Source organism: uncultured Phyllobacterium sp., assembly GCF_902479695.1.
GTDB lineage: Bacteria > Pseudomonadota > Alphaproteobacteria > Rhizobiales > Rhizobiaceae > Phyllobacterium > Phyllobacterium calauticae.
Genome location: NZ_CABSQF010000036.1, coordinates 21,524 through 46,601 on the forward strand (window position 1 = coordinate 21,524; position 25,078 = coordinate 46,601).

General features: G+C 60.3%; 31 protein-coding genes. 11 read left to right on the top strand and 20 right to left on the bottom strand.

What is annotated here, in order from left to right; genetic code table 11:
* The first annotated feature begins 120 nt into the window (after positions 1–120).
* Positions 121–573, top strand: a complete 453-nt coding sequence (locus RDL77_RS18840; protein ID WP_288194218.1) for a carboxymuconolactone decarboxylase family protein — start codon at positions 121–123, stop codon at positions 571–573.
* A gap of 55 nt (positions 574–628) precedes the next feature.
* Complete coding sequence (locus RDL77_RS18845) at positions 629–1,426, top strand: sigma-70 family RNA polymerase sigma factor (protein ID WP_288194252.1); 798 nt, start codon at positions 629–631, stop codon at positions 1,424–1,426.
* Positions 1,427–1,459: 33 nt separating this feature from the next.
* Here RDL77_RS18845 and RDL77_RS18850 read toward each other — a convergent pair whose 3' ends face one another.
* Positions 1,460–2,119 (bottom strand): DsbA family protein, encoded by a 660-nt coding sequence (locus RDL77_RS18850; RefSeq protein WP_288194220.1) that lies wholly within the window; start codon positions 2,117–2,119, stop codon positions 1,460–1,462.
* 172 nt (positions 2,120–2,291) lie between these two features.
* Between RDL77_RS18850 and RDL77_RS18855 the strand changes: the two genes are divergently transcribed.
* On the top strand, positions 2,292–3,080 hold the full coding sequence (locus RDL77_RS18855) for a PhzF family phenazine biosynthesis protein (RefSeq protein WP_288194221.1): 789 nt from the start codon (positions 2,292–2,294) through the stop codon (positions 3,078–3,080).
* On the opposite strand, the gene RDL77_RS18860 is transcribed toward RDL77_RS18855, so the two are convergent.
* Entirely contained in the window at positions 3,068–4,405 is a 1,338-nt protein-coding gene (locus RDL77_RS18860; protein ID WP_288194223.1) for a dihydroorotase, read from the bottom strand. The two genes, RDL77_RS18855 and RDL77_RS18860, sit on opposite strands and share 13 nt — an antisense overlap.
* A gap of 76 nt (positions 4,406–4,481) precedes the next feature.
* Between RDL77_RS18860 and RDL77_RS18865 the strand changes: the two genes are divergently transcribed.
* The 6 genes from RDL77_RS18865 to RDL77_RS18890 all read left to right on the top strand — a co-directional run bounded on the left by RDL77_RS18865 (position 4,482) and on the right by RDL77_RS18890 (position 8,595).
* Positions 4,482–5,333 (top strand): folate-binding protein YgfZ, encoded by an 852-nt coding sequence (locus RDL77_RS18865; RefSeq protein ID WP_288194254.1) that lies wholly within the window; start codon positions 4,482–4,484, stop codon positions 5,331–5,333.
* A gap of 229 nt (positions 5,334–5,562) precedes the next feature.
* Entirely contained in the window at positions 5,563–6,195 is a 633-nt protein-coding gene (locus RDL77_RS18870; protein ID WP_288194225.1) for an HD family hydrolase, read from the top strand.
* A gap of 9 nt (positions 6,196–6,204) precedes the next feature.
* Positions 6,205–6,726: a tyrosine phosphatase family protein gene (locus RDL77_RS18875; RefSeq protein ID WP_223611279.1), complete on the top strand. Its 522-nt coding sequence runs from the start codon at positions 6,205–6,207 to the stop codon at positions 6,724–6,726.
* Positions 6,723–7,688, top strand: coding sequence for an NAD regulator (locus RDL77_RS18880; RefSeq protein ID WP_288194226.1), 966 nt, complete (start codon positions 6,723–6,725; stop codon positions 7,686–7,688). The genes RDL77_RS18875 and RDL77_RS18880 overlap by 4 nt, the downstream gene beginning before the upstream one ends.
* A 10-nt stretch (positions 7,689–7,698) precedes the next feature.
* On the top strand, positions 7,699–8,205 hold the full coding sequence (locus RDL77_RS18885; RefSeq protein WP_288194227.1) for a cupin domain-containing protein: 507 nt from the start codon (positions 7,699–7,701) through the stop codon (positions 8,203–8,205).
* Positions 8,206–8,304: 99 nt separating this feature from the next.
* The gene (locus tag RDL77_RS18890; RefSeq protein WP_374042757.1) at positions 8,305–8,595 is read left to right on the top strand and encodes a HigA family addiction module antitoxin; all 291 of its coding nucleotides are present in this window, start codon (positions 8,305–8,307) and stop codon (positions 8,593–8,595) included.
* A 3-nt stretch (positions 8,596–8,598) separates the two neighbouring features.
* On the opposite strand, the gene panB is transcribed toward RDL77_RS18890, so the two are convergent.
* The 6 genes from panB to RDL77_RS18920 form a co-directional block, all read right to left on the bottom strand.
* Positions 8,599–9,414, bottom strand: a complete 816-nt coding sequence (panB, locus tag RDL77_RS18895) for a 3-methyl-2-oxobutanoate hydroxymethyltransferase (RefSeq protein ID WP_288194229.1) — start codon at positions 9,412–9,414, stop codon at positions 8,599–8,601.
* 26 nt (positions 9,415–9,440) lie between these two features.
* On the bottom strand, positions 9,441–10,286 hold the full coding sequence (panC, locus tag RDL77_RS18900; protein WP_288194230.1) for a pantoate--beta-alanine ligase: 846 nt from the start codon (positions 10,284–10,286) through the stop codon (positions 9,441–9,443).
* Positions 10,283–11,146 (bottom strand): carboxylating nicotinate-nucleotide diphosphorylase, encoded by an 864-nt coding sequence (gene nadC / locus RDL77_RS18905; RefSeq protein WP_374042758.1) that lies wholly within the window; start codon positions 11,144–11,146, stop codon positions 10,283–10,285. The genes panC and nadC overlap by 4 nt, the downstream gene beginning before the upstream one ends.
* A gap of 50 nt (positions 11,147–11,196) precedes the next feature.
* On the bottom strand, positions 11,197–12,777 hold the full coding sequence (locus RDL77_RS18910) for an L-aspartate oxidase (protein WP_288194232.1): 1,581 nt from the start codon (positions 12,775–12,777) through the stop codon (positions 11,197–11,199).
* Positions 12,778–12,820: 43 nt separating this feature from the next.
* Positions 12,821–13,894: a quinolinate synthase NadA gene (gene nadA / locus RDL77_RS18915; RefSeq protein WP_288194234.1), complete on the bottom strand. Its 1,074-nt coding sequence runs from the start codon at positions 13,892–13,894 to the stop codon at positions 12,821–12,823.
* A gap of 283 nt (positions 13,895–14,177) precedes the next feature.
* Positions 14,178–14,393: a hypothetical protein gene (locus RDL77_RS18920; RefSeq protein ID WP_288194235.1), complete on the bottom strand. Its 216-nt coding sequence runs from the start codon at positions 14,391–14,393 to the stop codon at positions 14,178–14,180.
* 139 nt (positions 14,394–14,532) lie between these two features.
* Here RDL77_RS18920 and RDL77_RS18925 point away from each other — a divergent pair, with 139 nt between their 5' ends.
* Entirely contained in the window at positions 14,533–15,765 is a 1,233-nt protein-coding gene (locus tag RDL77_RS18925; protein WP_288194236.1) for an MFS transporter, read from the top strand.
* A gap of 6 nt (positions 15,766–15,771) precedes the next feature.
* On the opposite strand, the gene RDL77_RS18930 is transcribed toward RDL77_RS18925, so the two are convergent.
* From RDL77_RS18930 to RDL77_RS18950, 5 genes are all read right to left on the bottom strand, one after another.
* The gene (locus tag RDL77_RS18930; protein ID WP_288194237.1) at positions 15,772–16,950 is read right to left on the bottom strand and encodes a glycoside hydrolase family 5 protein; all 1,179 of its coding nucleotides are present in this window, start codon (positions 16,948–16,950) and stop codon (positions 15,772–15,774) included.
* Positions 16,951–17,088: 138 nt separating this feature from the next.
* Entirely contained in the window at positions 17,089–17,376 is a 288-nt protein-coding gene (locus RDL77_RS18935) for a PTS sugar transporter subunit IIB (RefSeq protein WP_223611291.1), read from the bottom strand.
* 27 nt (positions 17,377–17,403) lie between these two features.
* Positions 17,404–17,865, bottom strand: coding sequence for a PTS sugar transporter subunit IIA (locus RDL77_RS18940; RefSeq protein WP_223611292.1), 462 nt, complete (start codon positions 17,863–17,865; stop codon positions 17,404–17,406).
* 24 nt (positions 17,866–17,889) lie between these two features.
* Complete coding sequence (locus RDL77_RS18945; protein WP_223611293.1) at positions 17,890–19,293, bottom strand: PTS galactitol transporter subunit IIC; 1,404 nt, start codon at positions 19,291–19,293, stop codon at positions 17,890–17,892.
* 287 nt (positions 19,294–19,580) lie between these two features.
* Positions 19,581–20,093, bottom strand: a complete 513-nt coding sequence (locus RDL77_RS18950) for a MarR family winged helix-turn-helix transcriptional regulator (RefSeq protein WP_288194239.1) — start codon at positions 20,091–20,093, stop codon at positions 19,581–19,583.
* 66 nt (positions 20,094–20,159) lie between these two features.
* Between RDL77_RS18950 and RDL77_RS18955 the strand changes: the two genes are divergently transcribed.
* Positions 20,160–20,450 (top strand): DUF1330 domain-containing protein, encoded by a 291-nt coding sequence (locus RDL77_RS18955; protein WP_288194240.1) that lies wholly within the window; start codon positions 20,160–20,162, stop codon positions 20,448–20,450.
* A gap of 33 nt (positions 20,451–20,483) precedes the next feature.
* Here RDL77_RS18955 and RDL77_RS18960 read toward each other — a convergent pair whose 3' ends face one another.
* From RDL77_RS18960 to RDL77_RS18990, 7 genes are all read right to left on the bottom strand, one after another.
* A complete protein-coding gene (locus tag RDL77_RS18960) occupies positions 20,484–21,002 on the bottom strand; it encodes a PaaI family thioesterase (protein ID WP_288194241.1) in 519 nt (172 codons plus the stop codon).
* A complete protein-coding gene (gene recO, locus RDL77_RS18965; RefSeq protein WP_223611297.1) occupies positions 20,999–21,775 on the bottom strand; it encodes a DNA repair protein RecO in 777 nt (258 codons plus the stop codon). The genes RDL77_RS18960 and recO overlap by 4 nt, the downstream gene beginning before the upstream one ends.
* A 57-nt stretch (positions 21,776–21,832) precedes the next feature.
* Positions 21,833–22,771, bottom strand: a complete 939-nt coding sequence (gene era, locus RDL77_RS18970) for a GTPase Era (RefSeq protein ID WP_288194243.1) — start codon at positions 22,769–22,771, stop codon at positions 21,833–21,835.
* On the bottom strand, positions 22,768–23,481 hold the full coding sequence (gene rnc, locus RDL77_RS18975) for a ribonuclease III (RefSeq protein ID WP_223611299.1): 714 nt from the start codon (positions 23,479–23,481) through the stop codon (positions 22,768–22,770). Before rnc ends, era begins: the two co-directional genes overlap by 4 nt.
* 7 nt (positions 23,482–23,488) lie before the next feature.
* Positions 23,489–24,271 carry a signal peptidase I gene (gene lepB / locus RDL77_RS18980; RefSeq protein WP_288194245.1) on the bottom strand — a complete coding sequence of 261 codons (783 nt, stop codon included), beginning with the start codon at positions 24,269–24,271 and terminating at the stop codon, positions 23,489–23,491.
* A gap of 89 nt (positions 24,272–24,360) precedes the next feature.
* Positions 24,361–24,765 carry a holo-ACP synthase gene (gene acpS / locus RDL77_RS18985; RefSeq protein ID WP_223611301.1) on the bottom strand — a complete coding sequence of 135 codons (405 nt, stop codon included), beginning with the start codon at positions 24,763–24,765 and terminating at the stop codon, positions 24,361–24,363.
* On the bottom strand, positions 24,762–25,078 hold a 317-nt coding region (locus RDL77_RS18990; RefSeq protein WP_288194246.1), incomplete at its 5' end, for a DUF2062 domain-containing protein. The genes acpS and RDL77_RS18990, both read right to left, overlap by 4 nt.

The following is a 25,078-nucleotide window of genomic DNA, read 5'->3' on the forward strand; positions in this document are numbered from 1 at the left end:
TGCCGCAGGCTTTTCCGCTCGGCTGAAAAATAATCCGAAAAATTTGCGGGGCATGTCACATCCGGCCTTCCCGTCTCGTCTTGTCTGCAGGCAACGCAATGCCGGACAAGGAGATGACTGATGAAAGCCCGATTGATTCCCTATAGCTACGCCATCATGAAGCCAATGCTTGACATGGAGGACGCCGTTGTCAAAAGCGGCCTCGAACACAGCCTGATCGAACTGGTCAAGATGCGCGCCTCGCAGATCAATGGCTGCGCCTACTGCCTCGACATGCATTCGAAGGATGCGATCAAGCATGGCGAGACGATGCAGCGCCTGGTGCTGCTTGATGCCTGGCGGGAATCGCCGCTTTATAGCGACCGTGAGCGCGCCGCGCTCGGTTGGACCGAGGCACTGACACTGGTTGCGCAAACCCATGCGGACGACCGCGACTTTGAGCCCCTCAAGGCGCAGTTCACCGAAGAGGAGATCGTCAAACTGACCATGCTGATCGTGACCATCAACGCCTGGAACCGGATTTCCATCGGCTTCCGCTCCGTCCATCCGGTAGACAAAGCCCGTGCAGCCTGACGCCACCGAAACGTTCAACCGCCTCCGGCCCCGGCTGATCCGCATTGCCTACCGCATGCTTGGTTCAGTCGCGGAGGCGGAAGACATCGTGCAGGAAGGTTTCATCCGCTGGCACCAGGCCGACCGGTCGCAGGTGCGCAGCGCGGAAGCCTTCCTCGTGCGCACCATATCGCGGCTTTGCCTCGATCACCTGAAATCGGCGCGCGTGCGGCGGGAGACCTATGTGGGAAGCTGGCTGCCCGAGCCGATCTTCGACCCCAGCGAGGAGGAAACCGACAGTGATATCACCCTCACCCTGATGATGGCGCTGGAACGGCTGTCGCCGCTCGAACGCGCGGCCTTCCTGCTGCATGACGTGTTCGGCCAGGATTTCAATCAGGTATCGGAAGCCATCGGCCGCGATCCGGCAACCTGCCGCCAGCTTGCCAGCCGCGCCCGTACCCATGTGCAGCAGGCAAAACCGCGTTTTCCCGTGTCCGACACGCATGGCAGGACTATTGCGACGGCCTTCTTCAATGCCTCGCGCAGCGGCGACATGCAGGCCCTGCAGGCGCTGCTCGCCGAGGATGTCACGCTCTACACCGATGGCGGCGGCATTCGTCCCTCGGCGATCAATCCCGTCTATACACAGGACAAGGTGTCGCGTTTCTTTGCCGGTATTGCGCGCCACGCCGAATACCGCAAACCGCCACTGTTGCGTCAGGGGCTGATCGATGGCCTTCCCGGCTATGTCACCCGCGAAGCCGACGGCCTGCTCCAGACCACCGCCCTCGCAATCGAGGACGGAAAGATCAAGGCGATCTACATCGTGCGCAACCCGGAGAAGCTGGGCCGTATCGCCGTCGCCAATTGATCTTGCGGCAGCGGGGGCGATCCCCCGCGCGCCTTATCGCGCGGTTTTCAACGCGCCGTCGATGATCGCCGACATCTGGGCCACCGAAAGCGCGCCGACATATTTCCTGCCGTTGACGAAGAATGTCGGCGTGCCGGTGACGCCGAACTCCTTCAATGCGCGTTCCCGGACGGCGTTCACCCTGTTAAGGAGTGACTGGTCGGCCAGGCAGGATTTGAATTCCTGCTCCGACAGCCCCGCCAGCTTGGACGTCTGCTGCAGATAGCCCATGATATCCCTGGTCTCGATCCACTGCCGCTGATGCCCGAACAGCGTTTCGATGAAGGGATAATAGCGCTCCTTCGTCACGCAGCGCGCCAGCATGAAAATGCCCGTGGAGCGCGGCTCCAGCGGCAATTCGCGAAAGATGAGCTTCGCCTTGCCGGTGCTGATGTATTTCTGTTTGATGACGGGCAGCGTCTGCGCGGTGAAATCCGCGCAATGCGAGCAGGCCATGGAAGCGTATTCAACGATGGTCACGGGCGCATCGACATTGCCGAGGATCATGTCGTCCAGCGGCCCCGACTGCATGAGCTTCGCCACATCCACCGTGCCGACGGGTTCCGGTACGGCTTCACCGGCGGCCATCGCCGGGACAGCCATGGAAATGGCGGCGGCAGCGGACATCAGCAAGGTATCACGGCGGTTTGGCATTGGAATTCTCTCTCAATCAGCATTAGAAGCAGACACCTGTCTACATCAGCATCCGTGACTTTTTCATGGAGTATCGTTTACCGGAGCAAATACCCGTTGATCATTTGCGAGTTGACCGGCCGGAAAGCTGCGCTCACCATGGGGTTCACCGCTCACCCCACGGAATCATCCCATGCCAGAATTCACGATGTATCAGGTCGATGCCTTCACCAGCGCGCTTTTCCGCGGCAATCCGGCCGCCGTTCTGGTGCTGGACGACTGGCTGCCCGAGGCAACCATGCAGAACATTGCCGCCGAGAACAATCTGGCGGAGACGGCATTCGTGCGGCCCAACGGCAGGGGATGGGACCTGCGCTGGTTTACCCCGGTGCACGAGGCGCCGTTCTGCGGCCACGCCACGCTGGCAACCTCGCACGTGCTCGCGCATGAGCTGGGCATTGACGGCCAGCTGGTGTTTGAGACGCAGGTCGGCACATTGCGCGTCGATCGCAGCAATGACGGCTATCAGCTTGATTTTCCGAGCTTTCCGCCTGAAATCCTGACCGAAATTCCAGCACCGTTGAGGACCATTTTCGGCAAAGGCGAGGTCAAGGCGTTCCGCAATTTTGAAAACATGTTCGTGGAGCTTGCCGATGAACAGGCGGTTCTCACCTTCATTCCTGATCTGCCTGAGATCCTGCAACTCGATCCCTTAAGCCTTGTGATCACGGCAAAGGGCGATGAGCACGATTTCGTTTCGCGCTATTTTGCGCCGCTCGCCGGCATTCCGGAAGATCCGGTCACCGGCTCCATTCACGCAACACTGGTGCCCTATTGGGCGCAGAAGCTGGGTAAACCGAACCTCTCGGCGTTCCAGCGCTCCAGCCGCGGCGGCCATCTCCTGTGCGAGCTGAAAGGCGACCGCGTGCTCATTTCAGGATCGGCGGTCACCTTCATGAAGGCGCAGATTTACCTGCCCTGACCGAGCGCCTCGCCGAACAGCACCGGCTCGCCCTGCGACGGCGTGACGATTTCACCGTCCCACATAACCTTGATGCCGCGCACGATGGTGCCGACGGGCCATCCGGTGACGATCTTGCCGTCGTACGGTGTCCAACCGGCCTTGGAGCCGACCTGTGCATTGGTGATGGTTTCGCGCCGCTTCATGTCGACGACGGTCAGATCCGCATCATAACCGACGGCGATGCGGCCCTTGCGCGCCATGCCGAAGAGACGGTTGGGACCGTGGGAACTCAGGTCGACAAAGCGTTCGATCGACAGGCGCCCGGCATTGACATGATCCAGCATGATCGGCACCAGCGTCTGTACGCCGGTCATGCCCGATGGCGATGCCGGATAGGGTTTTGACTTTTCTTCCAGCGTGTGCGGCGCATGGTCTGAACCCAGCACGTCGACAATGCCCTGCCCGATGCCCTTCCAGATGCCGTCGCGATGGTGCGCATCGCGCACGGGCGGGTTCATCTGGATCAGCGTTCCCAGCGTGGCATACTGGCTGGCATCGAGGGTCAGATGGTGCGGCGTTGCCTCGCAGCTGGCTACATCCCTGTGCCCGGCGAGAAAATCGATCTCTTCTGCCGTGGAAATGTGCAGCACATGGATGCGCGCGCCGGTTTGACGGGCGATGCGGACAAGCCGCTCGGTGCACCGGAGCGCGGCGATCTCATCGCGCCAGACCGGATGCGACGATGGATCATTGGCAATGCGATAGCTTTCGCGCTCACGCAGGCGGAATTCGTCTTCGGAGTGGAAGGCGGCGCGGCGGCGGGTGTTGCGCAGGATGGAAGCCACGCCTTCGTCATCCTCGACCAGGAGATCGCCGGTGGACGAACCCATGAACACCTTGATGCCCGCGGCGCCGGGCAGACGTTCCAGTTCGGCCACGTCTTTCGCATTGTCGCGCGTGCCGCCAACCCAGAAAGCGAAATCGCAATGCATACGGTGATTGCCGCGCCGCACCTTGTCTTCCAGCGTTTCCGCCGATGTGGTCAGAGGTTTGGTATTGGGCATTTCGAAGACGGCGGTGACACCGCCGAGGACGGCCGAGCGCGAGCCGCTTTCCAGATCTTCCTTGTGCTCGAGGCCGGGTTCGCGGAAATGCACCTGGCTGTCGACAACGCCGGGCAGAATGTGCAGGCCGGTCGCATCGATCACCTCGCCGGCAGAGGCACTGCCGAGATTGCCGATGGCGGCAATGCGGCCATCGGTGATGCCGACGTCGCGCAATCCGACACCATCCTGATTGACAACCATTCCGCTTCTGAAAATCGTATCGAACGTCTGAGCCATCTGCTTTCCATTCCTGCCTTGCGAACCCTTCCCTTGCGGCTTACGTAACGGGGACAGCAAAGGCAAGGGTGATATGATGCCATCGGCAAACTTAAGCGGCAGAGCGATTCTCGACATAACCGGAGACGATGCGGAAAAGTTCCTGCAGAACCTGATCACCACCGATCTCGACACCCTCAGTGAAGGCGATCTCAAGCCCGGCGCGCTGCTGAGCCCGCAGGGCAAAATCCTGTTCGAGTTCCTTGTCTCCCGATCAGCGGAAGGTCTCGTACTCGATACGCTGCACACCTCGGTCGCCGATCTCCAGAAAAGGCTGACGCTCTACAAGCTGCGTGCCAAGGCGCAAATTACCCTGCGGCCTGAATCGGTTATCCGGGTTTCATGGCAAAATGAGTCAGGCACTTCAGGTGATGATTCAAGCCTGCACGACCGCCGCTTTCCCGATGCCTTGAATGTCCGCCGCCAGTATGGCGGGGAAACCGCACCGACTGCCGATGAGCTGCAATGGATGGCGCTGCGTATCGCCCACGGTGTGGCAGAAGCACCCTTTGACTATGCGCTTGGCGATGCTTTCCCGCATGACGTCAATCTCGACCAGACATCTGGTGTGTCCTTCAAAAAGGGCTGCTTCATCGGCCAGGAAGTGGTCTCGCGCATGCAGCACCGCGGCACCGCCCGCAGGCGCATTCTGATTGCCTCCGGCAATGCAAACCTGCCGGAAACGGGCACGGCCATTACCGCAAACGGGCGCGAGATCGGCACGCTTGGCAGTGTTGTCGGCGATGCCGGGCTGGCGCTTGTACGCATCGACCGGGTGAAGGACGCCACGGATGCGGGCACGCCCATCCTGTCAGGAGATGCGGTTCTCACCCTTGCCATTCCGCCCGAACACCGGTTTACATTTCCCGTGACGACCCAAGAGGCCTGAGCGGGGTATTGACTGGCATATCTATTGTGCGTGGTTCGACAAGCTCACCATGAGGGAGAGTGAGGATTGCAGGGAGTCAAGTTCTGCAATGCGGGTGAATAGCGTCTGCAATATCTCCGATCAGCTTTACAGCACCACTCTCCCTCATGGTGAGCTTGTCGAACCACGAACCAAGGGTCATACAGCAGTTTGCAGCCGATAAATTGAGAACAACTTGGCGGGAGATTTCATGCCGAAGGCGGCAACACCTAAAAGTTCAAAGAACGAGCAACGGGCATGGCAGCGCATGCTGTCGGGCCGCAGGCTGGATCTGCTTGATCCCTCACCGCTCGACATCGAAATCGAGGATATCGCGCAGGGCCTGTCACGCGTGGCGCGCTGGAACGGCCAGACCGTCGGCGACCATGCCTATTCGGTGGCGCAGCATTCCCTGCTGGTCGAGCACATTTTTGGTTTGATCGTCCCTGATGCAAGCACCGAGCACCGGCTGGCAGCACTTTTGCACGATGCACCGGAATATGTGATCGGCGACATGATCTCACCGTTCAAGGCGGTGGTGGGCGGCGATTACAAGAGCGTCGAGCTGCGCCTGCAGCAGGCCATCCACCTGCGCTTTTCCCTGCCGCCAAGCATATCGCAAAGTCTGCGCGGCCTGATCAAACGCGCCGATGCCATCGCTGCCTATTTCGAGGCGACGCGGCTTGCCGGTTTTGCCGAGAAGGAGGCCGTGCGTTTCTTCGGGCGGCCGCGCGGAATCGACCCGCAATGTCTCGACTTGACGGCCATGGCCACCCAGAATGCGCAGAATGCCTTTTTGCAGCGTTTTGCTGTATTGGAATCACATCGCGCCAGCAAGACATAGAGGCCAGCCATGCCGCATATCATCGTCACTCCCCTTTCCCGGCTTGCCGAAACGGCAACACGGTCCGGCGCACGGGACATGGTGACCCTGATCAACATGGGCACCCCGGTTGAACGGCCCGCTGAAATCGCCGAAGCACGCCACCTGTTTCTCGGCTTCAACGATATCGTCGAACCGGCTGACGGCATGACGCCGCCGGGTGCCGAGCACGTGCATAGCCTGATCGCCTTCGGCCAGAACTGGGATCGCCAGACACCGCTGCTCGTGCATTGCTATGCGGGTATCTCGCGCTCCACGGCCGGGGCCTATATCACCGCGCTGGCGCTCAACCCCGCGCTTGACGAGGTCTGGCTCGCCCAGACCCTGCGCCGGAACGCGCCTTCCGCCACGCCCAACAGCAGGCTGGTTGCCCTCGGCGACGACATCCTTGGCCGCAAGGGGCGCATGGTCGACGCGATCAAGGCGATCGGGCGCGGCGAGGACGCATTTGAAGGCACCCCCTTCATCCTGCCGCTCGCGGTCCAGCCATGACAACCACCGCTGCACCCAATGCTGTCGAGATCAACCTGAGCGCCGCCATTGCCGCGGTTGCCGACAACGATCCGCTGATCCTGACGACGCCGGCCAGCGACGATGCGCAGCGCGATGAACTGCCGTTCGGCCCATTCAATCCGCTGGCGCACCGCACGTTCGAGACCGGCCTGCGCGAATGGGTGGCAGAGCAGACCCCCTTGCGCCTCGGTTATGTCGAGCAGCTCTACACATTCGGCGACCGCGGGCGCCACAAGACGGTTGAGGATCGCGATCTGCATATCGTCTCTGTCGGTTATCTCGCGCTCACCCGGATCACCGACGAGAACCGGGAAGCGCTGCGCAAATCCGGCGCGCGCTGGCGCAGCTGGTATTCATTTCTGCCATGGGAAGACTGGCGTGGCGGCAAGCCCGCCATGATCGATGACACCATTCGCCCGGCACTGTGCCAATGGGCCGAACAGGGCAACTCCCACCCGCGCATGAGCCGATTCCGGCTGGCCTTCGGCGATGACGGCATAGTCTGGGACGAAGAGCGCGTGCTGGAACGCTACGAACTTCTCTACGAAGCGGGTCTTGTCAGCGAGGCCGTGCGCGACGGACGCGCCGACCCGCCTGCCCTCGCAGGCAATCTCGGCCTGTCCATGAGCTTCGATCATCGCCGCATTCTGGCGACGGCGATTTCACGTCTGCGCGCCAAGCTGAAATACCGGCCGGTGGTTTTCGAACTGATGCCGCCGACCTTCACGCTCACCGCCCTGCAGGAAACCGTTGAAGCCATTTCCGGCCGTCACCTGCACAAGCAGAATTTCCGCCGTCTGGTGGAAGGGACGGAGCTGGTCGAGCCGACCGGAGCGGAACAGACACAGGCGCGCGGCCGGCCGGCGGCACTTTACCGGTTCAGGCACAATGTGCTGGAAGAACGCAGCGTTGCCGGCCTGCGGGTCGGCGGGCGCGGATAGGGAGTGAGACATGACTGATAAACCCAATGCCGTAAACGCTGAAGGCATTTCGGAACCGTTCGCCGTGGAAAGCGTACCTTGGCAGGACTGGTCGGAAGGCACCCGATACGGCTCGCGCTTCCGCTACCTCTCGGGGTTCGGGGGTGCCAGCCATGTGGGTGTTGCGATGGAGGAACTGGCGCCAGGCATGGAGTCCAGCCTCAACCACTATCACATGCTGGAGGAAGAACAGGCGCTTATCGTTGCAGGCGAGATGACCCTGAAGCTCGGCGAAAAGACCTATCTCGTCAAAACCGGCGATTATGTCTGTTTTCCCGCGGGTCAGAAGGCCGGGCATTCCTTCTACAATCACAGCCAGGAGCCCTGCCGCTTCCTCATCATTGGCGAAAAAAACCCGCATGACGTGATCGTCTATCCGGAAACCGGCCGGGTCAGCGTCCGCCTGACCGGCGAAGGCTATGACAAGTCGGCCACGATGGAATATTGGCAGGGCGCGGATATGGAACGGAAGATGTAAGCGCCAGCGTCATATCCTACCAACGTAGAATTGACTGATGGGCTCGATCCAGACAGACTTGCAAAGGTTAAAGATACCTAAGGAGCTTTAATCGACGCCGTGCCTCATCCAAATCGTTGCCCGTCCCATCCCGGCACGCTGCTTGATGACATCATTCCGGCAACCGGAAAGACCAAGGCGGAGATTGCCCGGCTTCTGGGAATATCGCGCCAACATTTCTATGACATTATCGGCGGGCGCAAGCCAGTGTCTCCTGCCGTGGCGGCGCGCCTTGGCAAGGCTTTCGGCGATGGCGCAGCGGTATGGCTACGGATGCAGGCAGCATATGACGCCTGGCATGCGGAGCGCGAAGTCGACGTCAGCAAAATTCCGACGATCCGCGCTGCATAAACCTTACTTCAAGAGATAAACGTTTTCATCGCCCGGAAATGTGCGTGAACGCACGTCATCGGCATAGGCCTTTATTGCCGCGTCAATTCCAGCGCCCACCGTGCCGTAGACTTTGACGAATTTGGGCGGCTTGGGGTTGTAGCCCAGCATGTCCTCCAGCACGAGAATCTGCCCGTCACATTCTTTCGACCCGCCTATGCCGATAGTTGGAATGGGAATTTCCCGGGAAATCTCGGCGGCAAGCGGCTCGACAATGCCTTCGAGCACCACGGAGAACGCACCCGCATCGCTGACAGCCTTTGCGTCGGCCTTGATCAGCGGCCACAGCGCCGTGTCGCGCCCTTGTGTCTTGAAACCGCCCAGCGTGTTGATCGATTGCGGCGTCAGGCCGATATGCGCCATCACGGGAATACCGCGCTCGCTGAGAAAACGGATGGTCTCGGCCATGCGCACACCGCCTTCGATCTTGACCGCACCGCAGCCGGTCTCCTGCATCACCCGTGCCGCATTCCGGAACGCCACGGCTGGGCTTTCCTCATAGCTGCCGAAGGGCATGTCGACGACAACCATGCCGCGCCTGGAACCACGCACGACAGCCTTGCCGTGCATGATCATCATATCGAGCGAAACGCCGAGCGTGGACTCCATGGCGTAGAGCACCATGCCGAGACTGTCACCGACGAGGAGGATATCCGCGTGATCGTCGACAATGCGCGCCGTGTTGGCATGGTAGGATGTCAGCGCCACGATGGGTTCACCGCCCTTGCGCGAACGGATTTCCGGAGCCGTGACCCGGCGTGTAACGATTTCCTGGCTCATGTCGATGCGCTCCCTCGCATTGTTCGTCAGCCGATGACGCGCTGATCGATCAGCCGCACCTTGCCGAAGCGCACCGTGAGCAGAATGACCACAGGCTGTTTGAATTTGCCTGAAACGGGATCAAGCGTCTGGGCGTCGCGAATATCCACGGATTCGACTTCGCCGCGCTTCTCGGTTTCCAGCATCGAGCGAACCGCATTGCGGATGGCAGCAACGGAACGCTGTCCTCTCGCAACCATTTCATCGGCAAGTTCGAGTGACCTTGGCAGGACCACCGCCGCCTTGCGATGCTCGGGCTTCAGCATGGCATTACGCGACGAACAGGCGACGCCGTCCTCTTCGCGCACCGTCGCCACGCCGGTAATCACAATGGGCATATCAAGGTCGGCGACCATGCGGCGGATGATCGTCAATTGCTGATAGTCCTTCTCGCCGAAGAAGGCGTGGTCCGGCTGCACGATGTTGAACAGCTTTGTCACCACCGTGCTGACACCACGGAAATGGCCAGGCCGGATCTTGCCGATCAGGATGCGCGAGAGAACCGGGTTTTCAACGATGGTGTGGGCTCCTGCCCGGTAGATTTCCGCCACTTCGGGCGTAAAGACATAATCGACGCCTTCGGCCTTGAGCTTTGCCAGATCACCCGCCATATCACGCGGATAGCTGGACAAGTCCTCGTTGGGCCCGAACTGGGTCGGGTTGACGAAGATCGACACGGCAGTCACATCGCAGGCAGCGCGCGACTGGCGCACCAGCGTCATGTGGCCGATGTGCAGATAGCCCATGGTCGGCACAAGACCGATGCTTTTGCCCTTCAACCGTTCTTGCTTGAGGGCGGCGCGCAGCTCGGCGATGGTGGCGATGACTTTCATTTCAGTTCAATATCCAGTCCGATATCCAGCGGTGGCGCTGCCATGGTGATTTTCGAGGTGGAGACATAATCAACACCGGTTTCAGCAATAGCCTTGATCGTGTCCAATGCAATCCCGCCTGATGCTTCAAGCTTTGCCCGGCCAGCATTGATTTTGACCGCCTTTTCAAGCAGTTCCGGCCCCATATTATCAAGCAGAATCACATCGGCATTGACAGAAAGTGCTTCATCGAACTGTTCAAGGCCATCCACTTCCACTTCAATCTTCACGAGGTGCCCGGCATAGGCACGCGCAGCGAGGATAGCCTTCGCCACACCGCCGGCAACGGCAATGTGGTTGTCCTTGATTACGATCGCATCGTCGAGGCCAAACCGATGATTGGACCCGCCACCACATTTCACCGCATATTTGGCGAAGGCGCGCATGCCCGGAATGGTTTTACGTATATCGCAGACCTTGGCATTGGTGTGAGCGATCAGATCGGCAAACTTGGCCGTATAGGTGGAAATGCCGCTGAGGTGCATGAGGAAGTTCAACGCTACCCGCTCGGCTGAGAGAATGGACCGGGCATTGCCTTCGACTATAGCAATGTCTTCACCGGATTTGACCCGCGCGCCGTCCTTGACCAAAGCCGTGAATTTTACCGTCGGATTGATCAGCGTGAAGGCCATCCGGGCAAAACCCATACCGCAAATTGTGCCTGCCTCACGGCTGGAAAGAACAGCTTTTGCAACAGCATCTTCCGGCAGTGTGGCATTGCTGGTGATATCGCCCGCCCTGCCCAGATCCTCCAGCAGCGCGCTGCGCACGGCATCCTCGATCAGCAGATCAGGCAAGCTTGGCGGAAAGGCGTGTTGCATAGCTTTGGCTCTCGTCGAAACGTTCATTTGATTATTCCTTTCACCTGCCCTCAGGCCAATTCCATCATGACATCGACATGGTTTTTGGCATCATCCAGCGTCAAAAACGTCCGGTGTTGCCAGTCAGTGCGCTTCTTGGCAAAATCTGTACGGAAATGCCCGCCGCGGCTTTCCTCGCGCCGCAAAGCGCTCACGGCTACGAGCTTTGCCGTTGCCAGGACATTGCGGAAAGCCGGATCGCGGTTGTCTTTCTCCAGTGTGAGGATGGTTTTCAACCCGGAAACCATGTCGTCGCGGTTGCGGATGACCCCGAAGCTGGCGCTCATGGTCCTGCGCAATGCCGTCATTGCAGATGTATCGCCATCGGCCTCAAGATCATCTCGATCAACCGAGCCTGATGACCAGTTGCCCGCGTGCTCACCATTACCTTTGCCGAGTTTTGCAGCAATACGGGCAGAGAAAACCACGGCTTCCAGCAGGGAGTTCGATGCCAGCCGGTTTGCTCCGTGTGCGCCGGTGGATGTGCATTCGCCGCAAGCCCACAGACCGTCAATCGAGGTGCGGCCATCCGCATCGGTCAGAATGCCGCCCATGAAATAATGGGCAGCTGGTACAACGGGAATAGGCTGTGTCACCGGATCAATTCCGGCATCCTGGCAATAGCGGTACACCGTGGGAAACTCCTCGGGGAACGCCGCGCCTACCGCCGTGGTGCAGTCGAGCCACGCGCCACGTCCGGCCATGACTTCGGCATAGATGCCGCGTGCCACGACATCGCGCGGCGCAAGTTCGCCTTCCGGATCGATTTTCAGCATGAACCGCTCACCGTCGCGGTTGATCAGCGTTGCGCCGTGCCCGCGCAAGGCTTCGGTCGCCAGCGGCGCCGGGTCTTTATGGACATCGAGTGCGGTCGGGTGAAACTGGACAAACTCCATATCCGCCATCATCGCACCTGCGCGGGCAGCCATGCCGATGCCCTCACCGCGTGCTTCCGGCGGATTGGTGGTGACCGCATAGAGATGGCCTATGCCGCCAGTGGCGATGATAACAGCGCGCGATGCCAGCCTGACCTTTTCGCCGCGCCCGGCATCGGCGCGAGCAATCACACCGGTGACGGAACCCTTTTCGGTGGTGATATCCTCCACCACATAGCCTTCCATCACACGGATGGAGGGTGTGTTCTCGACCGTATGCACCAGCGCCTGCATGATGGCACGGCCAGCCATGTCGCCGCGCACCCGGACAATGCGGCTTTCCGAATGGGCTGCCTCGCGCGATACCTGCAACCTGCCTTCCAGATCACGGTCAAATGGTACGCCGTAACCCAGCAGGTCGTGGACGCGGGCGGCCGCTTCCGTTGCCATCAAACGTGCGATGCTTTCATCCACAATGCCATCGCCGGCGCTAACAGTGTCGGCGACGTGTTTCTCGATCGTATCGCCTTCAGACACCGCTGCCGCGATACCAGCTTGCGCCCAGGCCGATGATGCTCCGCGGCCGATGGGTGCCGCCGCCAGTACCGTCACCGGGCGCGGGGCAAGTTTCAGCGCACAGAACAGGCCAGCCAGACCGCCACCGATAATGATCACAGGCTCGACCTCAGCCGAAGCATCGGAGAATGGTACGCTCATCGGAATTACCCCCTGTTGCCCAGCCGGGCCATTGGGTTGAAGGTCAGTTCTTGAGGTTCACCATGCGCTCGACTGCAAGACGGGCGCGTTCGGCGACCAGCGGATCGACATGAATTTCCTCACGCATGTAGAGCAGGCTTTCCAGAATGTTCGGCAGCGTGATGCGCTTCATGTGCGGGCACAGGTTGCAGGGTTTGATGAACTTTACCTCGGGCACTTCAGACTCGATATTCGAAGCCATGGAGCATTCGGTAACGAGAAGCACCTTTGCGGGCTTGCGGTCTTTCACATAATTGATCATGCCGCTGGTGGAGCCGGTATAATCGGCAATCGCCACCACTTCCGGCGGGCATTCCGGATGGGCAATGATCTGGATATCCGGATCGGCCGTCCTGTAGGCCAGAAGCTCATCGGCGGTGAAGCGCTCGTGCACTTCGCAGTGGCCTTTCCAGGTCAGGATTTTCACATCGGTCTGGGCGGCGACATTCTGCGCCAGGAATTCATCGGGAATGCAGAGAACCCGGTCAACGCCAAAGCTTTCGACCACCTGGACGGCATTGGCCGACGTGCAGCAGATATCGCTTTCCGCCTTCACCTCGGCCGAGGTGTTGACATAGGTGACGATCGGCACGCCCGGATAGGTCTCGCGCAGCAGGCGGACATCGGCGCCAGTGATGGATTCGGCCAGCGAGCAGCCGGCCCGCATATCCGGAATGAGAACGGTTTTCTGCGGATTCAGCAGTTTTGAGGTCTCGGCCATGAAATGCACACCGCACTGGACAATGATTTCGGCGTCGACACGCGTGGCTTCGCGAGCAAGTTGCAGGGAGTCCCCGACAATATCGGCGACACAATGGAATATCTCAGGCGTCTGGTAATTATGCGCAAGAATGACGGCGTTGCGCTGCTTCTTCACCCGGTTGATCGCCGCCACATAGGGCGCATAGACAGGCCATTCGATGCGGGGAATGTGATGCGCCACCCGCTGGTAGAGATGTTCGGTTTCTGCCGCCACTTCGGGGGTGAAAGACAGGTCCGGCATTGTGAGAACGCCGAAACGTTCCGCTGCGGATAGGCCGGAAATGTGGCCGCTTGTGTTGCGCGCAATGCTGGTCATCGTCTTTTCCTCCAAAAGCAACCTCCTCAGGTTGCTCGCCATCGATCATTTATACTCAATATGAGCATATTTGTGATCAAAAGAAAAACGGCAAGGCCGTCGAGGAATACATAGGCCAATAATTCAGCGGCTTCAAGAGGCAGATTTTCAGCAATCGGCTAAAGATTGCCGGGGAAATGAAAACGCCGAAAACAATCCGGCGCAGAATTTTCATCACAAGGCATGGCCAGCACACCAGTCATGCATGCCGGATCGAGGGCATTCCCCGCTCTCGTTCATACGGTTAATAGGTGCTGCCCCGGTGCCGGTAATAGTTTCTGTCCTGCCGATCACGCTTGGCGGGGCTGTCACCGCCCAGATGTGGTGTGCAATCAGTGAAAATCTTCGCATTGAAATCCGTTGGGCGGTCGCAAAAGACCAGCGGGCTGATGCGGTCCGAATTGGCGCAACCGGCCAGGGTAATGGTGGCCAAAGCCAGAAGTGGCAGAAGAAATCGCATCGGGAAAGCCTTTGTCTGTATGTGCGGGGAATCGACGGACCCATAACGTATCAATTGCGTTGATGTGCCAATTCACATCTATTCAATTGATTGAGAGTACAAATAGGATAATTCTCTTCTGGATTTAAGGGGAGAGACCATGATTCAATCGCGCACAGCAAAGCCTGCGGGCTTACCGTGGCTGATCATCACCGCCGGTTGTCTCATCGCGGTCATGACATTCGGCCCACGCTCGGCCATGGGTCTTTTCCAGTTGCCGCTGCTGCACGACAAGGGCTGGGACCGCACCACATTCGGCATGGCCATCGCCTTGCAGAATCTGTTCTGGGGTATCGGCCAGCCCTTCTTCGGCGCCATCGCCGACAAGTTCGGCACATGGCGGGTCCTGCTGATGTCGGCGATCCTCTACAGCGCCGGGCTGATCCTGATGGCATGGTCTTCAACACCCGGCATGCTCTATATCGGCGGTGGCCTGCTCGTCGGCCTCGGCATCGCCTCCGGTTCCTTTGGAACGATCCTTTCCGCGTTTGCCCGCAATGTTTCGGCCGAAAAACGTACCTTCGTCTTCGGCCTCGGCACCGCAGCGGGTTCCGCCGGCATGTTCGTGTTTTCGCCGCTCAGTCTCGCGCTGATCGAGCGTTTCGGCTGGTCCGATGCGCTGGTCTATCTCGGCATCGCCATGCTGATCGTGCCGCTTCTCGCCATCCCGCTGCGCGGCAATTCCACCAGCGGGCGCGTCAGCGAGGCACAGTACAAGCAATCCATGGGCGAAGCCCTGCGCGAAGCGCTCGGCCACAGGAGTTATGTGCTGCTGACGACAGGCTTTTTCGTCTGCGGCTTCCAGCTGGCGTTCATCACCGCGCATTTTCCCGCCTATATCAGCGATATCGGCATCGATGCCAAATATGCGGTGCTGGCGCTGGCCCTGATCGGCTTTTTCAACGTGATCGGTTCGCTGGCATCCGGCGTCATCAGCCAGCGTTACTCCAAGCCGAGATTCCTCGCCTATCTCTATATCGGCCGCTCGGTGCTGGTCGCGGCCTTCCTGCTGCTGCCGCAGACCGGCGCATCCGTGGTGGTGTTTGCCATCGTGATGGGGCTGATGTGGCTTTCAACCGTGCCGCCGACCAATGCGCTGGTCGCTATCATGTTCGGCACGCGCTATCTCGGCATGCTCGGCGGCATCGTTTTCTTCTCGCACCAGGTCGGTTCATTCCTCGGCGTCTGGCTGGGCGGCTATCTCTACGATCACTTTGGCAGCTACAACCCTGTGTGGTGGCTGAGTGTCGTCCTCGGGATTTTCGCCGCCATCGTGCATTGGCCAATTGAAGAGCGCCAGGCGGACCGCCCCGCCCTGCAACCGGCCGAATAGGCCGCGTTACGGCTGAAGACGTTTGCGGACGGGTTCGAACTCCGGCGTTGCCTTGCGCTTGACCGGATCTGGTTCGTTCGCATCGATGGCTTCCCAGTACTTCCAGTTGACCTTTTCCGATCCGAGCTCGTAGTCCATGCCGTCCCAGCTGTCCTCACGGAAACTGTAAAAAGCCCAGTGCAGCCTGTCTTTGTCGAGCACGGTCAAGACATCCTCGAGATAGGCCTTGCAACCCGCAAGCAGGCGCATACAGCCATATTCGCCTGCAACCAGCCGGTTGAGCGGAATATGATGCGCCTTGGCCCAGTCGACCGGCTTGGCGAGGTAATCGGCAACTTTCTGCGCATTCCATGTCACCGGTGATCCGGCATAGGGAACCTCGCCCGGATAGGCATAGGGCTTTTTCCGCTTGATATTCGGCGCGCTTGTTGCTTCGTAGGGCTCGTACATGTGGAAGCTGTAAACGACCTTCGTGTCATCGAGCGGTGTCGGCCAGTAGCTGAAGGCATCGGCAGCCGCATACCACCCGGCATCCGCCATGACAGGCGTTGCGGGATCGACCTTGCGGATTTCGGCGATCACCGTGTTGTAGAAGGCGATCAGGTCGCGCGAGCCGCCCTTCTGCTTGTCGTACCATGCCTGCATATCTGCAGCGCTGGCGTGCTCGGCAATACCGCCCATCTTCTCCGGCGCGGGCTCGTTGATGATGTTGTAGGCCGCAATGGCCGGATGATCCTTCAGGGCGGCCGCCAGGTCCCGCCAGAACTCTACCGCTTCCTGCCATTTCGCCTTGTCCTGCCAGAGCCGGTCGTCGAACTTGCCATTGTTGTTCTGCGACCAGCGCATGGACGGCAGGGACAGCGGCGTGATGACGACCTTGAGGCCGGCCTTATCAGCGCGGTCGAGCGCCGCCTTCAGCGTGGCAAGATCGGCTGCGGGGATGCCTTCGTAATGATCGGCATCGCCGATGAGAAAATCCCGCTTGGCCGGCTTCCACTTGTCGTAGGACAGCCGCACCCAGCTCGCGCCATATTTTTTCAAGGCGTCGAAATAGGCCTGGTCCGGCGGCAAGCGATTGAAACTGTTGCCGCCATGCTGCGGCGTATCCCAAAAGGTGATGAGATCGGCGGCATTGGCCGCACAGGTCATTCCGAGGGAGAGAAACAGGGTCGTCGCGATACGCATGGGCACTCCGGGGGATCAGTGGTCTGGCCGACCATTGACCGGCACTGAGGCAAGAATTGGCCCAATTCTGTACGGCAAGATGGCCATAAACGGCAACCGCCGCCTGACAGGGTCAAGCGGCGATGATTTCAGCCGGAATCAGGCGCGCAGAACAGCCTCGATCTTGTCGAGCGCCTCGGCCTTGCCGATGCCGGTGAGGAAGGCCAGCGTCGTGATCACCGGCTTGCCAAGGTCCTTCGGCAACTGGGTGGTGGAGACGACAAGGTCGACGTCGTCGATCTGCCCCGCCACCTCGGTTGCCTTGCATTGGCGTGAATTGAACGTAATGCCGCGTTCCTTCAGCGCGTCCTCCACCGCGTGAGCGACGACGGTCGACGTCGCGATACCGGTTCCGCAGGCGAAAAGTACAGTCTTTTGTTTGGTCATTGGTCCCTCTTCATCCCGGATGGCGCATCAGGCCAAAAGCCGGGTCACATCGTCAACAGTGGTGGATCGCATCAGGGCGGAGATCGTGTCCGCCGACTGAATGGTCAAGGCGATTTCCTGCAGCATTTCGATCTGCTGGTCCTTGTCATTGAGGGCCATCAGAAAAACCACGCTGACCTGCAGTTTTTCCTCCGGGTCCTCCATATTGCAAAAGGCCACCGGCCTGCACAGCGTCGCCATGGCGAGGCCCGGTTTCAGCACATGTTCCGGGTCCGTATGGGGAATGGCAACATTGTTGTCCAACCCCAGCGGCAAGCCGGTGGGCAGCGCCGCCTCGCGGGCAAGCACCGCTGCGGCAAAGCTCGGCTTCACATAACCCAGGCTGTGCAAACGATCGGAAAGAATCCGGATCACGTCCTGATCGTTCCCGGCCTCGACCCCAAGGATAATCGCCCCGGGATCGAGATAGTTCATCAGGGCTTTCGCCATTCACTTACTCCAGTATACGTCTTGTCAGGCAGTCTTGTCGGCGTTTTCATCGGCACCGGCGGCACGTTCCCATGCAGCGGTGTTGCGGTGATAGGCCCAGAAGGCACCGGCGATAACGATGGCAATGACACCAAGACCCGCCGCGCCGAGACCGCGGATCGCAGCGATCACCGCATAGGACACCCACAGGAACCCGTCGACGACGCTGGTGATCTGCACCGCATTGGCCGGCATCTTGAAGCCGGACGACTGGGCGGCGCTGGTGAACAGCGGTGCCAGCGCATTGGCGACGTAGAAGCCGACTGCCAGCGTGAAGGTACCGACAATGACCATGCGGAAGACATTCCCCTTCAACAGCGGCGCTGTCATGGCGACGATGAACGGAATAACCGCCAGATCGGCAAAAAGAATGACGCGGTTGCCCGGCAGGATCACCGAGAGGATGATGGCAATCGGCACCAGGATCAGTGACGAAGAGATCGCCGCCGGATGGCCGATCAGAATTGCCGAATCAAGCCCGACCAGCAATTCCCTGTCGCCCGTCCGCTTCTTGACGAAAGCCTGCGCCGCATCGGAAACCGGCAGAAGCCCTTCCATCAATATCTTGACCATGCGCGGCAGCAGCAGCATCACGGCGGCCAAGGTCATGCCTGTCTGCAGCACCTTGCTGAGAACCACGCCGAAATCCCCGGCGTTGTAGTAGGCGATCACGCCGAGCACGAGACCGATGATCAGGCCGAGAATGACCGGCTCGCCAAAGACGCCGAAGCGCTTTTCGAAAGTTTCGGTGTTGATCTCGATCTTGTTGATGCCGGGAATCCGGTCGATGATCCAATTCAAGACGATGGCAATCGGCAGGATTTGCGCTGAGGCCAGATGCGGCACGGAAATGCCGGGAATGCCATAGAACTGCTGCACGGCCTTGGCCGACCAGTCGGCAAAGAGCAGGCAGAGTGCGACCATCAGCGCCGCGACGATCAGGCCGTAGGCCAGGCTGTCGGTGGCGGCGACGGCGAGCGAGCCAATGAAGGCAAAGTGCCAGAAATTCCACACGTCGACGTTCAGCGTGCGGGTCATGCGCGTCAGCAGCAGCACGATATTCACGGCGATGCCGATGGGGATCACCCACAGGCCGACGGACGATCCGAAGGCGATGGCAGCGGCCGACGGCCAGCCTACATCGACGATATCGCGCTGAATGCCGGTATTGGTGACGATCGCCTTGGCGACATCGCCAATCGATGTCAGCATCAGCCCGAGCACCAGATTGATACCGATAAAGGCAACGCCGATGGTGACGGCTGCACGGAACGCGCGCCCCACCTTGGCGCCAAGCACCACGGCAATGATGAAAATAACGATCGGCAAGAGGACCGTCGGCCCCATCGTGTCGACGGCAGCCTTCAGGCCCGCCAAGAAACTGTCCATTTAAACCTCCCCAGCAACCCTGTCGGCTGCGATACCCCAAACGCTGTTTTTGCGTCGCGCCAATGTTTGACAGGATATGCGGGAAAAACTAGCGGATTTTCCGAAAATTCGACCGAAATTCACACTTGTGCGCGGCGATTTCGCTGCAATTTCCCAGTTCCTGGGCAGATTTTCACGGACTGGGTAAAAGCTTGGCCATTCAGGCCGGCAAACCCCGAAAATGCGCGTTCAAGATGCGCCTCACGTGAATTGAATGAGGCGGCTGGTACCCGGCTGCCAATGCGGTGTTATCGGGTGGCGAGGGTCCCGCGCTCGGCATCATCTGACGAATCGGCCGGTGAGACAGCCAAGGCCGCCACCTGCGCGGCGGCTGCAAGCTGGGACATGACACTCCCCGCAACACGCGATGCCTCCTCGCCAAGAGCCTCAGCCAAACGGAGCCGGGCGCACTCCCAGGCGGCCATGGACTCGTCCATCAGCCGGCGCCCTCCATCGGTAAGCACCAGGCGTTTGCCGGCCCGGCCCCGCCCCCCATGGCCCCGCACAAGATTCCTCCGCTCGAGGCTCTTGACGCTGCGGCTGAGGGTGGTGGCGTCGACCCCGGCGCGCGCCGCCAGCTCGGCGAGCGTTGGTTCGTGGCTACCGCCAATCCCCACCAGAAGGCTGAACTGCTCTGCGGTGATCCCCAACGGCCGAAAGCAGGCATTGTAGTAGCGCGTGAGCGCCCTTGCGGTGACCCGGGCCTGGAAGGCCGGGCACTCGGTTTCGACGCGTCGATACAGATCAGAAGCCTCAGTCATTTGCAGGTCTCGACACGCTCCAACTCATATAATACTGTATATGCAGTATTATCGAGGAGCACTGTAATGACGGCCTATGTCCACGTCAATCTGCGTATAAAAGACCCCGCCAGGCAAGCAGCGCTGGCACCGCGCTTTCAGGCGGCGCTGCAGGCAGCAGGAGGCCGCATCCTCCACTTCGGACCGGTGGCTCAGATGCTGGAAGGGGACGTGGAGCCATTGCCCATGGCAGGCATCTTCGAATTCGCGACCCTGGACGACGCGTTGGCCTTTTATCAGTCATCGGAGTACGCGCCGATCAAGGTTGAGCGCGACGCGGCGCAGGAAGCACGCATGTTTGTCGTCGATGCGGGCTGACGGCTGCCTGTGAAGCTGGCGACGCTAAAAGCCTCAGCCGCCGCGCATGAAACTTTCGAGCGGGAAAATCGCGCACGTCTCGGTGCCGTGGGCCAGCAGCTTGCCGTTGGCATCGCGCAGGAAGGCTTCCGAGGTCGCCAGCGTGCGGCCGCGATGCACAAGCTTGCCCTCGCAGAAGACAGGGCCGGTATCGGGCGACAGCGGCCGCACCAGATTCACCTTGAATTCCACCGTGGTGTAGGCTTCGCCCGGCTTCAGGGTCGTCATCACGCAGCAGGCCAGCGCAGAATCCATCAGTGTCGCCACCCAGCCGCCATGAATGCCGCCCAGCGGATTGAGATGCTCCTGCGCCGGGACGCCCTTGAAGACAACCCGGTTCGGCTCGACCTCATGCAGGGTGAAGGACAGGGTTTTGGCCATGGGCGGGGCGGGATACTCCCCACGCAGCATCGCCTGCAGGACGTCGAGACCGCTGCGCTTTGCCAGATCGGCAAGCGGCAGCGTACCGATGCCACCGGGAAACGCGATGGCAGGCATGGTATCTGAACTCATGATTGTGTTGACCTTTCCTGCGCGGCCTGGCCCTGCCCTGCCGTCCTTGATATCGATCGCGATACCGCCGTCAAAAATCCGTCGCGCGACTCCGGCGCCTTCAGCGCCCGCGGTTCCCAGACGTGGCGGGTGAAGAAGAAACTGGTCAGACGGAAAGCATCCGTCAGTTCCGCGAGCGACGCCGCCCGCACCTTCGAACTGATCATGAATGGCGGCATCACCAGAAGCTTGTCGGCCCAGGGCGCACCGGCATCGCGCGATACAGCCCGGCCGGATTTCGGCGAGACATAGGCAAGGTTGTCGCCGCTGCCCGTCGCCGCGCAGCGTTTCAGGTCGAGCCCAAAACCCAGCTCCTCCAGCATCATCACCTCGAAGCGCAGCAGCAATTCACCCGAGATCAGCGGGTCGTCGCAATGTTCGAGGATGATGGCAAGCGTCTCGAAAAGCCCCTGATGCGGATCACGCTCCGGCAGGAGGCGCAGGTGCGCGGCAGCCAGCTGCAGTGCATAGAGGCCGACAGGCTGTTCGATCAGCCGGGCGGCGGCAAAGGATACCGGCTCGACCTGCATCATGCCGAGATGCTCGTCAATGCGCGCGCGCCAGATCACATCCACCCGGTTGCCCGGCTGCAGCAGCGGCTGCATGCGGCGGGAGCGGCCGCCGCGCACCAGCCCCATATGGCGGCCATGCGCGCGCGTCATCAGTTCGAGGATCGCACTGGTTTCCCCGTGCCGCCTCGTTCCGAGTATGATTCCTTCATCCCGCCATTCCATGAGGGCCTTTTCCGGCCCTATTGGCCGTATTCTGTTTCCCGGACGGCGAGACTCGCGCTAACCGTGCGGGAATTCAAGGCCCATTTCGCGGTAGCGCTCGGGATCATTGCCCCAATTGTCACGCACCTTGACGAACAGGAACAGATGGACCTTCTGTTCGAGGATTTCCATCAGTTCCTTGCGGGCGGACTGGCCGATGGCCTTGATCGCCTGCCCCTCGTGGCCGAGCACGATCTTCTTCTGGCTGTCGCGCTCGACATAGATCACCTGCTGGATACGGACGGAACCATCCGGCTTCTCTTCCCAGCTTTCGGTCTCGATGGTCGACGAGTACGGCAATTCGTTGTGCAGGCGCAGGTAAAGCTTTTCCCGGGTGATTTCCGCCGCCAGCATGCGCATCGGCATGTCGGAAATCTGGTCTTCCGGGTAATACCACGGACCTTCCGGCAGGTTGTCCGCGAGGTACTTCAACAGATCCTTGCAGCCATAGCCCTTCAGGGCCGATATCATGAACGTCTTGTCGAAATTCACCTTCTCGTTGGCGCGCTGCGCCAATTCCAGGAGTTTCGGCGCTTCGATGCGGTCGACCTTGTTGAGGACGAGAATGACCTTGCGCTTCTTCTCGTGCAGGCTGCTCAGAATGGCTTCCGCCTCTTCGTTGATGCCCTCTTCCACGTCGATCAGCACCAGAATGAGGTCGGCATCCTTGGCGCCGCCCCAGGCTGTCGTCACCATGGCGCGGTCGAGCCGGCGCTTGGGCTTGAAAATACCGGGCGTATCGACCAACACCATCTGCGTGCGGTCGTGAATGACGATGCCGCGCACCAGCGCGCGCGTGGTCTGGACCTTGTGGGTGACGATCGAAACCTTGCTGCCGACCAGCTGGTTGACCAGCGTCGACTTGCCGGCATTCGGCGCGCCGATCAAGGCGATGAAGCCCGAACGCGTCGGGCCCTCCGGCTGGGCCGTTTCCGGCGTTGCATCCTGTTCGGTCATGTCTGTCCTTCTTCCTGCGTCTTCTGACGGACGCCTTCCCGGTAAAGCAGGGCAACGGCCGCTTCCTGCTCGGCAATGCGCTTGGAGCGCCCCATGCCGGTGGCTGGCGCAAAGCCCTTCACCTCTACCTTCACCGTAAACTGTGGATCGTGGTCCGGGCCGGTGCGCTCGACCACGCTGTATATGGGCTGGGCACCATCCTGCTGGTGTGCCCATTCCTGCAATTCCGTCTTGGGATCGCGCTGCGCCGAGTTGATCTCGCGCGAGCGGGCATCCCAATACCGCTGGATGAAAGGTTGCGCCGCTTCCAGCCCGCCGTCCAGATAAATCGTTGCGATCAGCGATTCCACCACGTCGGCACGCAGGCTTTTCAGCCGCTTGTCCGCCAGTCCCTTCACATCGGAACCGGTGCGGATGAATTCATGCAGGCCGATTTCATCGGCCACCGCAGCGCACGTATCGGCATTGACCAGCGAGTTCAGGCGCAGCGACAATTCCCCTTCGCTCGCGGTCGGATAGGCGCGGAAGAGCATTTCGGCAATGACCAGCCCGAGAACGCGATCGCCGAGGAATTCGAGCCGTTCGTAATCCGATCCAACCGACTGGCGGGCACTGGCATGGGTCAGCGCGCGCTCCAGGCGGGCGAGATCGCGAAATGTGTGGCTCGTCTGCTCCTCCAGTCTGCGAACGGCGTCAGCGGACAGGGTCATAGGCGGCTCATTGGCTCTTCGGGGTGAAAGAGGTTCCGTTCACACTGTGAAGCAGACGGTCAAAGCGCAGCTCCGACGGCCAGCGCCACAGTTCCAGCGGGCTTGCCTTGCCGGCAATGGAGAAGAAGATGATGTTGGCACGGCCGATGAAGTTTTCGAAGGGCACGTAGCCGACGTCAAAGCGGCTGTCGGCGGAATTGTCGCGATTGTCACCCATCATGAAATAGTGGCCGGCTGGCACAACGAATTCACGCGTGTCGTCGCCGAGACCGTTGGGGGTCAAATCGAGCGTGTCATAGGTCACGCCGTTCGGCAGCGTTTCGCGGTAGACATCCACGGGGCGGTTGACTTCGGTGACATCGGGATTGTTGATCTGGCCAACCTTGACGCGCGGCACGGCCACGTCGTTGAGGTAAAGCACGCCGCCACGCATCTGCACGCGGTCACCGGGAAGGCCGACCACGCGCTTGATGAAATCCAGCGATGTATCGTTGGGCTTGCGGAACACGGCAATGTCGCCGCGCTGCGGCTCGCTGGCCCAGATGCGCCCGGAAAACAGGTTCGGCGCAAAGGGAATGGAGTATTTCGAGAAGCCGTAGGAGAATTTCGAAACGAAGAGATAATCACCCTCGAGCAGGGTCGGACGCATCGAACCGGACGGAATGTTGAACGGCTGGAACAGCACGGTCCGGATCACCAGAGCGAGCAGCAGGGCCTGCACGACAACGCTGATCGTCTCGCCAAGACCGCCAGATTTTTTCACAACAGATTTGTCGCTCACGCTCGTCATATCTCCAAATTTCTAAGCTGCACCCTCTTAACCGCTGAATCTGCAGGGAGCAATGCTACATAGCTCTGCTCAATGGCGTTTGATTGCGGCTATTCCACGATTTTCAGCGCTTCGATAATCACGAATGCTTGCGCAAGCGGAAAATCGTCGGTGATCGTCACGTGGATGTGCGCGGTATGTCCGGCGGGCAGAATCGCCTCAAGCCGACGGGCGGCACCATTGGTCAGCCGCATCGTCGGCGCGCCACTCGGAAGGTTGATCACCCCCATGTCGCGCCAGAAAACACCCTCGGACAACCCCGTCCCGAGCGCCTTGGCGCAGGCCTCCTTGGCCGCAAAACGCTTGGCATAGGAGGCGGCGCGCAGCTTGCGCCGTTCGGAGCGGGCCTGCTCGACCGGCGTGTAGACACGATCGATGAAGCGCTGGCCATGCCGCTCCAATGTCTTTTCAATCCGTCTTATATCAATCAGGTCACTGCCGATCCCGATGATCATGTGGGTTCGGCCACCTTTTCCAGCGCATAACCGGCCTTGCGGCGGTGCTGGAAGCTGGCAACGATCCAGCGGGTCGGGAAATAGACCACAAGGGCGGCGATGAAACCGAGGGGGATCGCACCGATCAGCATCGGCTTGACGATCGGGCCCCACAATTCGGCGAAATCCAGATGCCGCAGCATATGGCCGAGGTGGTGCGGGAAAGGCTCGTCGCTGGGACCGCCGCTCAGGATGAACCGTCCGGCCTCCAGTGTCGCGCCCCAGATAAACGGCAGGAACAGCGGATTGCCGAGCGTCGTGCCAAGGATGGCGG

Coding starts and splice junctions, on each gene's coding strand:
- RDL77_RS18840 (WP_288194218.1), top strand. CDS start 121: ATGAAAGCCCGATTGATTCCCTATAGCTACGCCATCATGAAGCCAATG.
- RDL77_RS18845 (WP_288194252.1), top strand. CDS start 629: ATGCTTGGTTCAGTCGCGGAGGCGGAAGACATCGTGCAGGAAGGTTTC.
- RDL77_RS18850 (WP_288194220.1), bottom strand. CDS start 2,119: ATGCCAAACCGCCGTGATACCTTGCTGATGTCCGCTGCCGCCGCCATT.
- RDL77_RS18855 (WP_288194221.1), top strand. CDS start 2,292: ATGCCAGAATTCACGATGTATCAGGTCGATGCCTTCACCAGCGCGCTT.
- RDL77_RS18860 (WP_288194223.1), bottom strand. CDS start 4,405: ATGGCTCAGACGTTCGATACGATTTTCAGAAGCGGAATGGTTGTCAAT.
- RDL77_RS18865 (WP_288194254.1), top strand. CDS start 4,482: ATGCCATCGGCAAACTTAAGCGGCAGAGCGATTCTCGACATAACCGGA.
- RDL77_RS18870 (WP_288194225.1), top strand. CDS start 5,563: ATGCCGAAGGCGGCAACACCTAAAAGTTCAAAGAACGAGCAACGGGCA.
- RDL77_RS18875 (WP_223611279.1), top strand. CDS start 6,205: ATGCCGCATATCATCGTCACTCCCCTTTCCCGGCTTGCCGAAACGGCA.
- RDL77_RS18880 (WP_288194226.1), top strand. CDS start 6,723: ATGACAACCACCGCTGCACCCAATGCTGTCGAGATCAACCTGAGCGCC.
- RDL77_RS18885 (WP_288194227.1), top strand. CDS start 7,699: ATGACTGATAAACCCAATGCCGTAAACGCTGAAGGCATTTCGGAACCG.
- panB (WP_288194229.1), bottom strand. CDS start 9,414: ATGAGCCAGGAAATCGTTACACGCCGGGTCACGGCTCCGGAAATCCGT.
- panC (WP_288194230.1), bottom strand. CDS start 10,286: ATGAAAGTCATCGCCACCATCGCCGAGCTGCGCGCCGCCCTCAAGCAA.
- nadC (WP_374042758.1), bottom strand. CDS start 11,146: ATGCAACACGCCTTTCCGCCAAGCTTGCCTGATCTGCTGATCGAGGAT.
- RDL77_RS18910 (WP_288194232.1), bottom strand. CDS start 12,777: ATGAGCGTACCATTCTCCGATGCTTCGGCTGAGGTCGAGCCTGTGATC.
- nadA (WP_288194234.1), bottom strand. CDS start 13,894: ATGACCAGCATTGCGCGCAACACAAGCGGCCACATTTCCGGCCTATCC.
- RDL77_RS18920 (WP_288194235.1), bottom strand. CDS start 14,393: ATGCGATTTCTTCTGCCACTTCTGGCTTTGGCCACCATTACCCTGGCC.
- RDL77_RS18925 (WP_288194236.1), top strand. CDS start 14,533: ATGATTCAATCGCGCACAGCAAAGCCTGCGGGCTTACCGTGGCTGATC.
- RDL77_RS18930 (WP_288194237.1), bottom strand. CDS start 16,950: ATGCGTATCGCGACGACCCTGTTTCTCTCCCTCGGAATGACCTGTGCG.
- RDL77_RS18935 (WP_223611291.1), bottom strand. CDS start 17,376: ATGACCAAACAAAAGACTGTACTTTTCGCCTGCGGAACCGGTATCGCG.
- RDL77_RS18940 (WP_223611292.1), bottom strand. CDS start 17,865: ATGGCGAAAGCCCTGATGAACTATCTCGATCCCGGGGCGATTATCCTT.
- RDL77_RS18945 (WP_223611293.1), bottom strand. CDS start 19,293: ATGGACAGTTTCTTGGCGGGCCTGAAGGCTGCCGTCGACACGATGGGG.
- RDL77_RS18950 (WP_288194239.1), bottom strand. CDS start 20,093: ATGACTGAGGCTTCTGATCTGTATCGACGCGTCGAAACCGAGTGCCCG.
- RDL77_RS18955 (WP_288194240.1), top strand. CDS start 20,160: ATGACGGCCTATGTCCACGTCAATCTGCGTATAAAAGACCCCGCCAGG.
- RDL77_RS18960 (WP_288194241.1), bottom strand. CDS start 21,002: ATGAGTTCAGATACCATGCCTGCCATCGCGTTTCCCGGTGGCATCGGT.
- recO (WP_223611297.1), bottom strand. CDS start 21,775: ATGGAATGGCGGGATGAAGGAATCATACTCGGAACGAGGCGGCACGGG.
- era (WP_288194243.1), bottom strand. CDS start 22,771: ATGACCGAACAGGATGCAACGCCGGAAACGGCCCAGCCGGAGGGCCCG.
- rnc (WP_223611299.1), bottom strand. CDS start 23,481: ATGACCCTGTCCGCTGACGCCGTTCGCAGACTGGAGGAGCAGACGAGC.
- lepB (WP_288194245.1), bottom strand. CDS start 24,271: ATGACGAGCGTGAGCGACAAATCTGTTGTGAAAAAATCTGGCGGTCTT.
- acpS (WP_223611301.1), bottom strand. CDS start 24,765: ATGATCATCGGGATCGGCAGTGACCTGATTGATATAAGACGGATTGAA.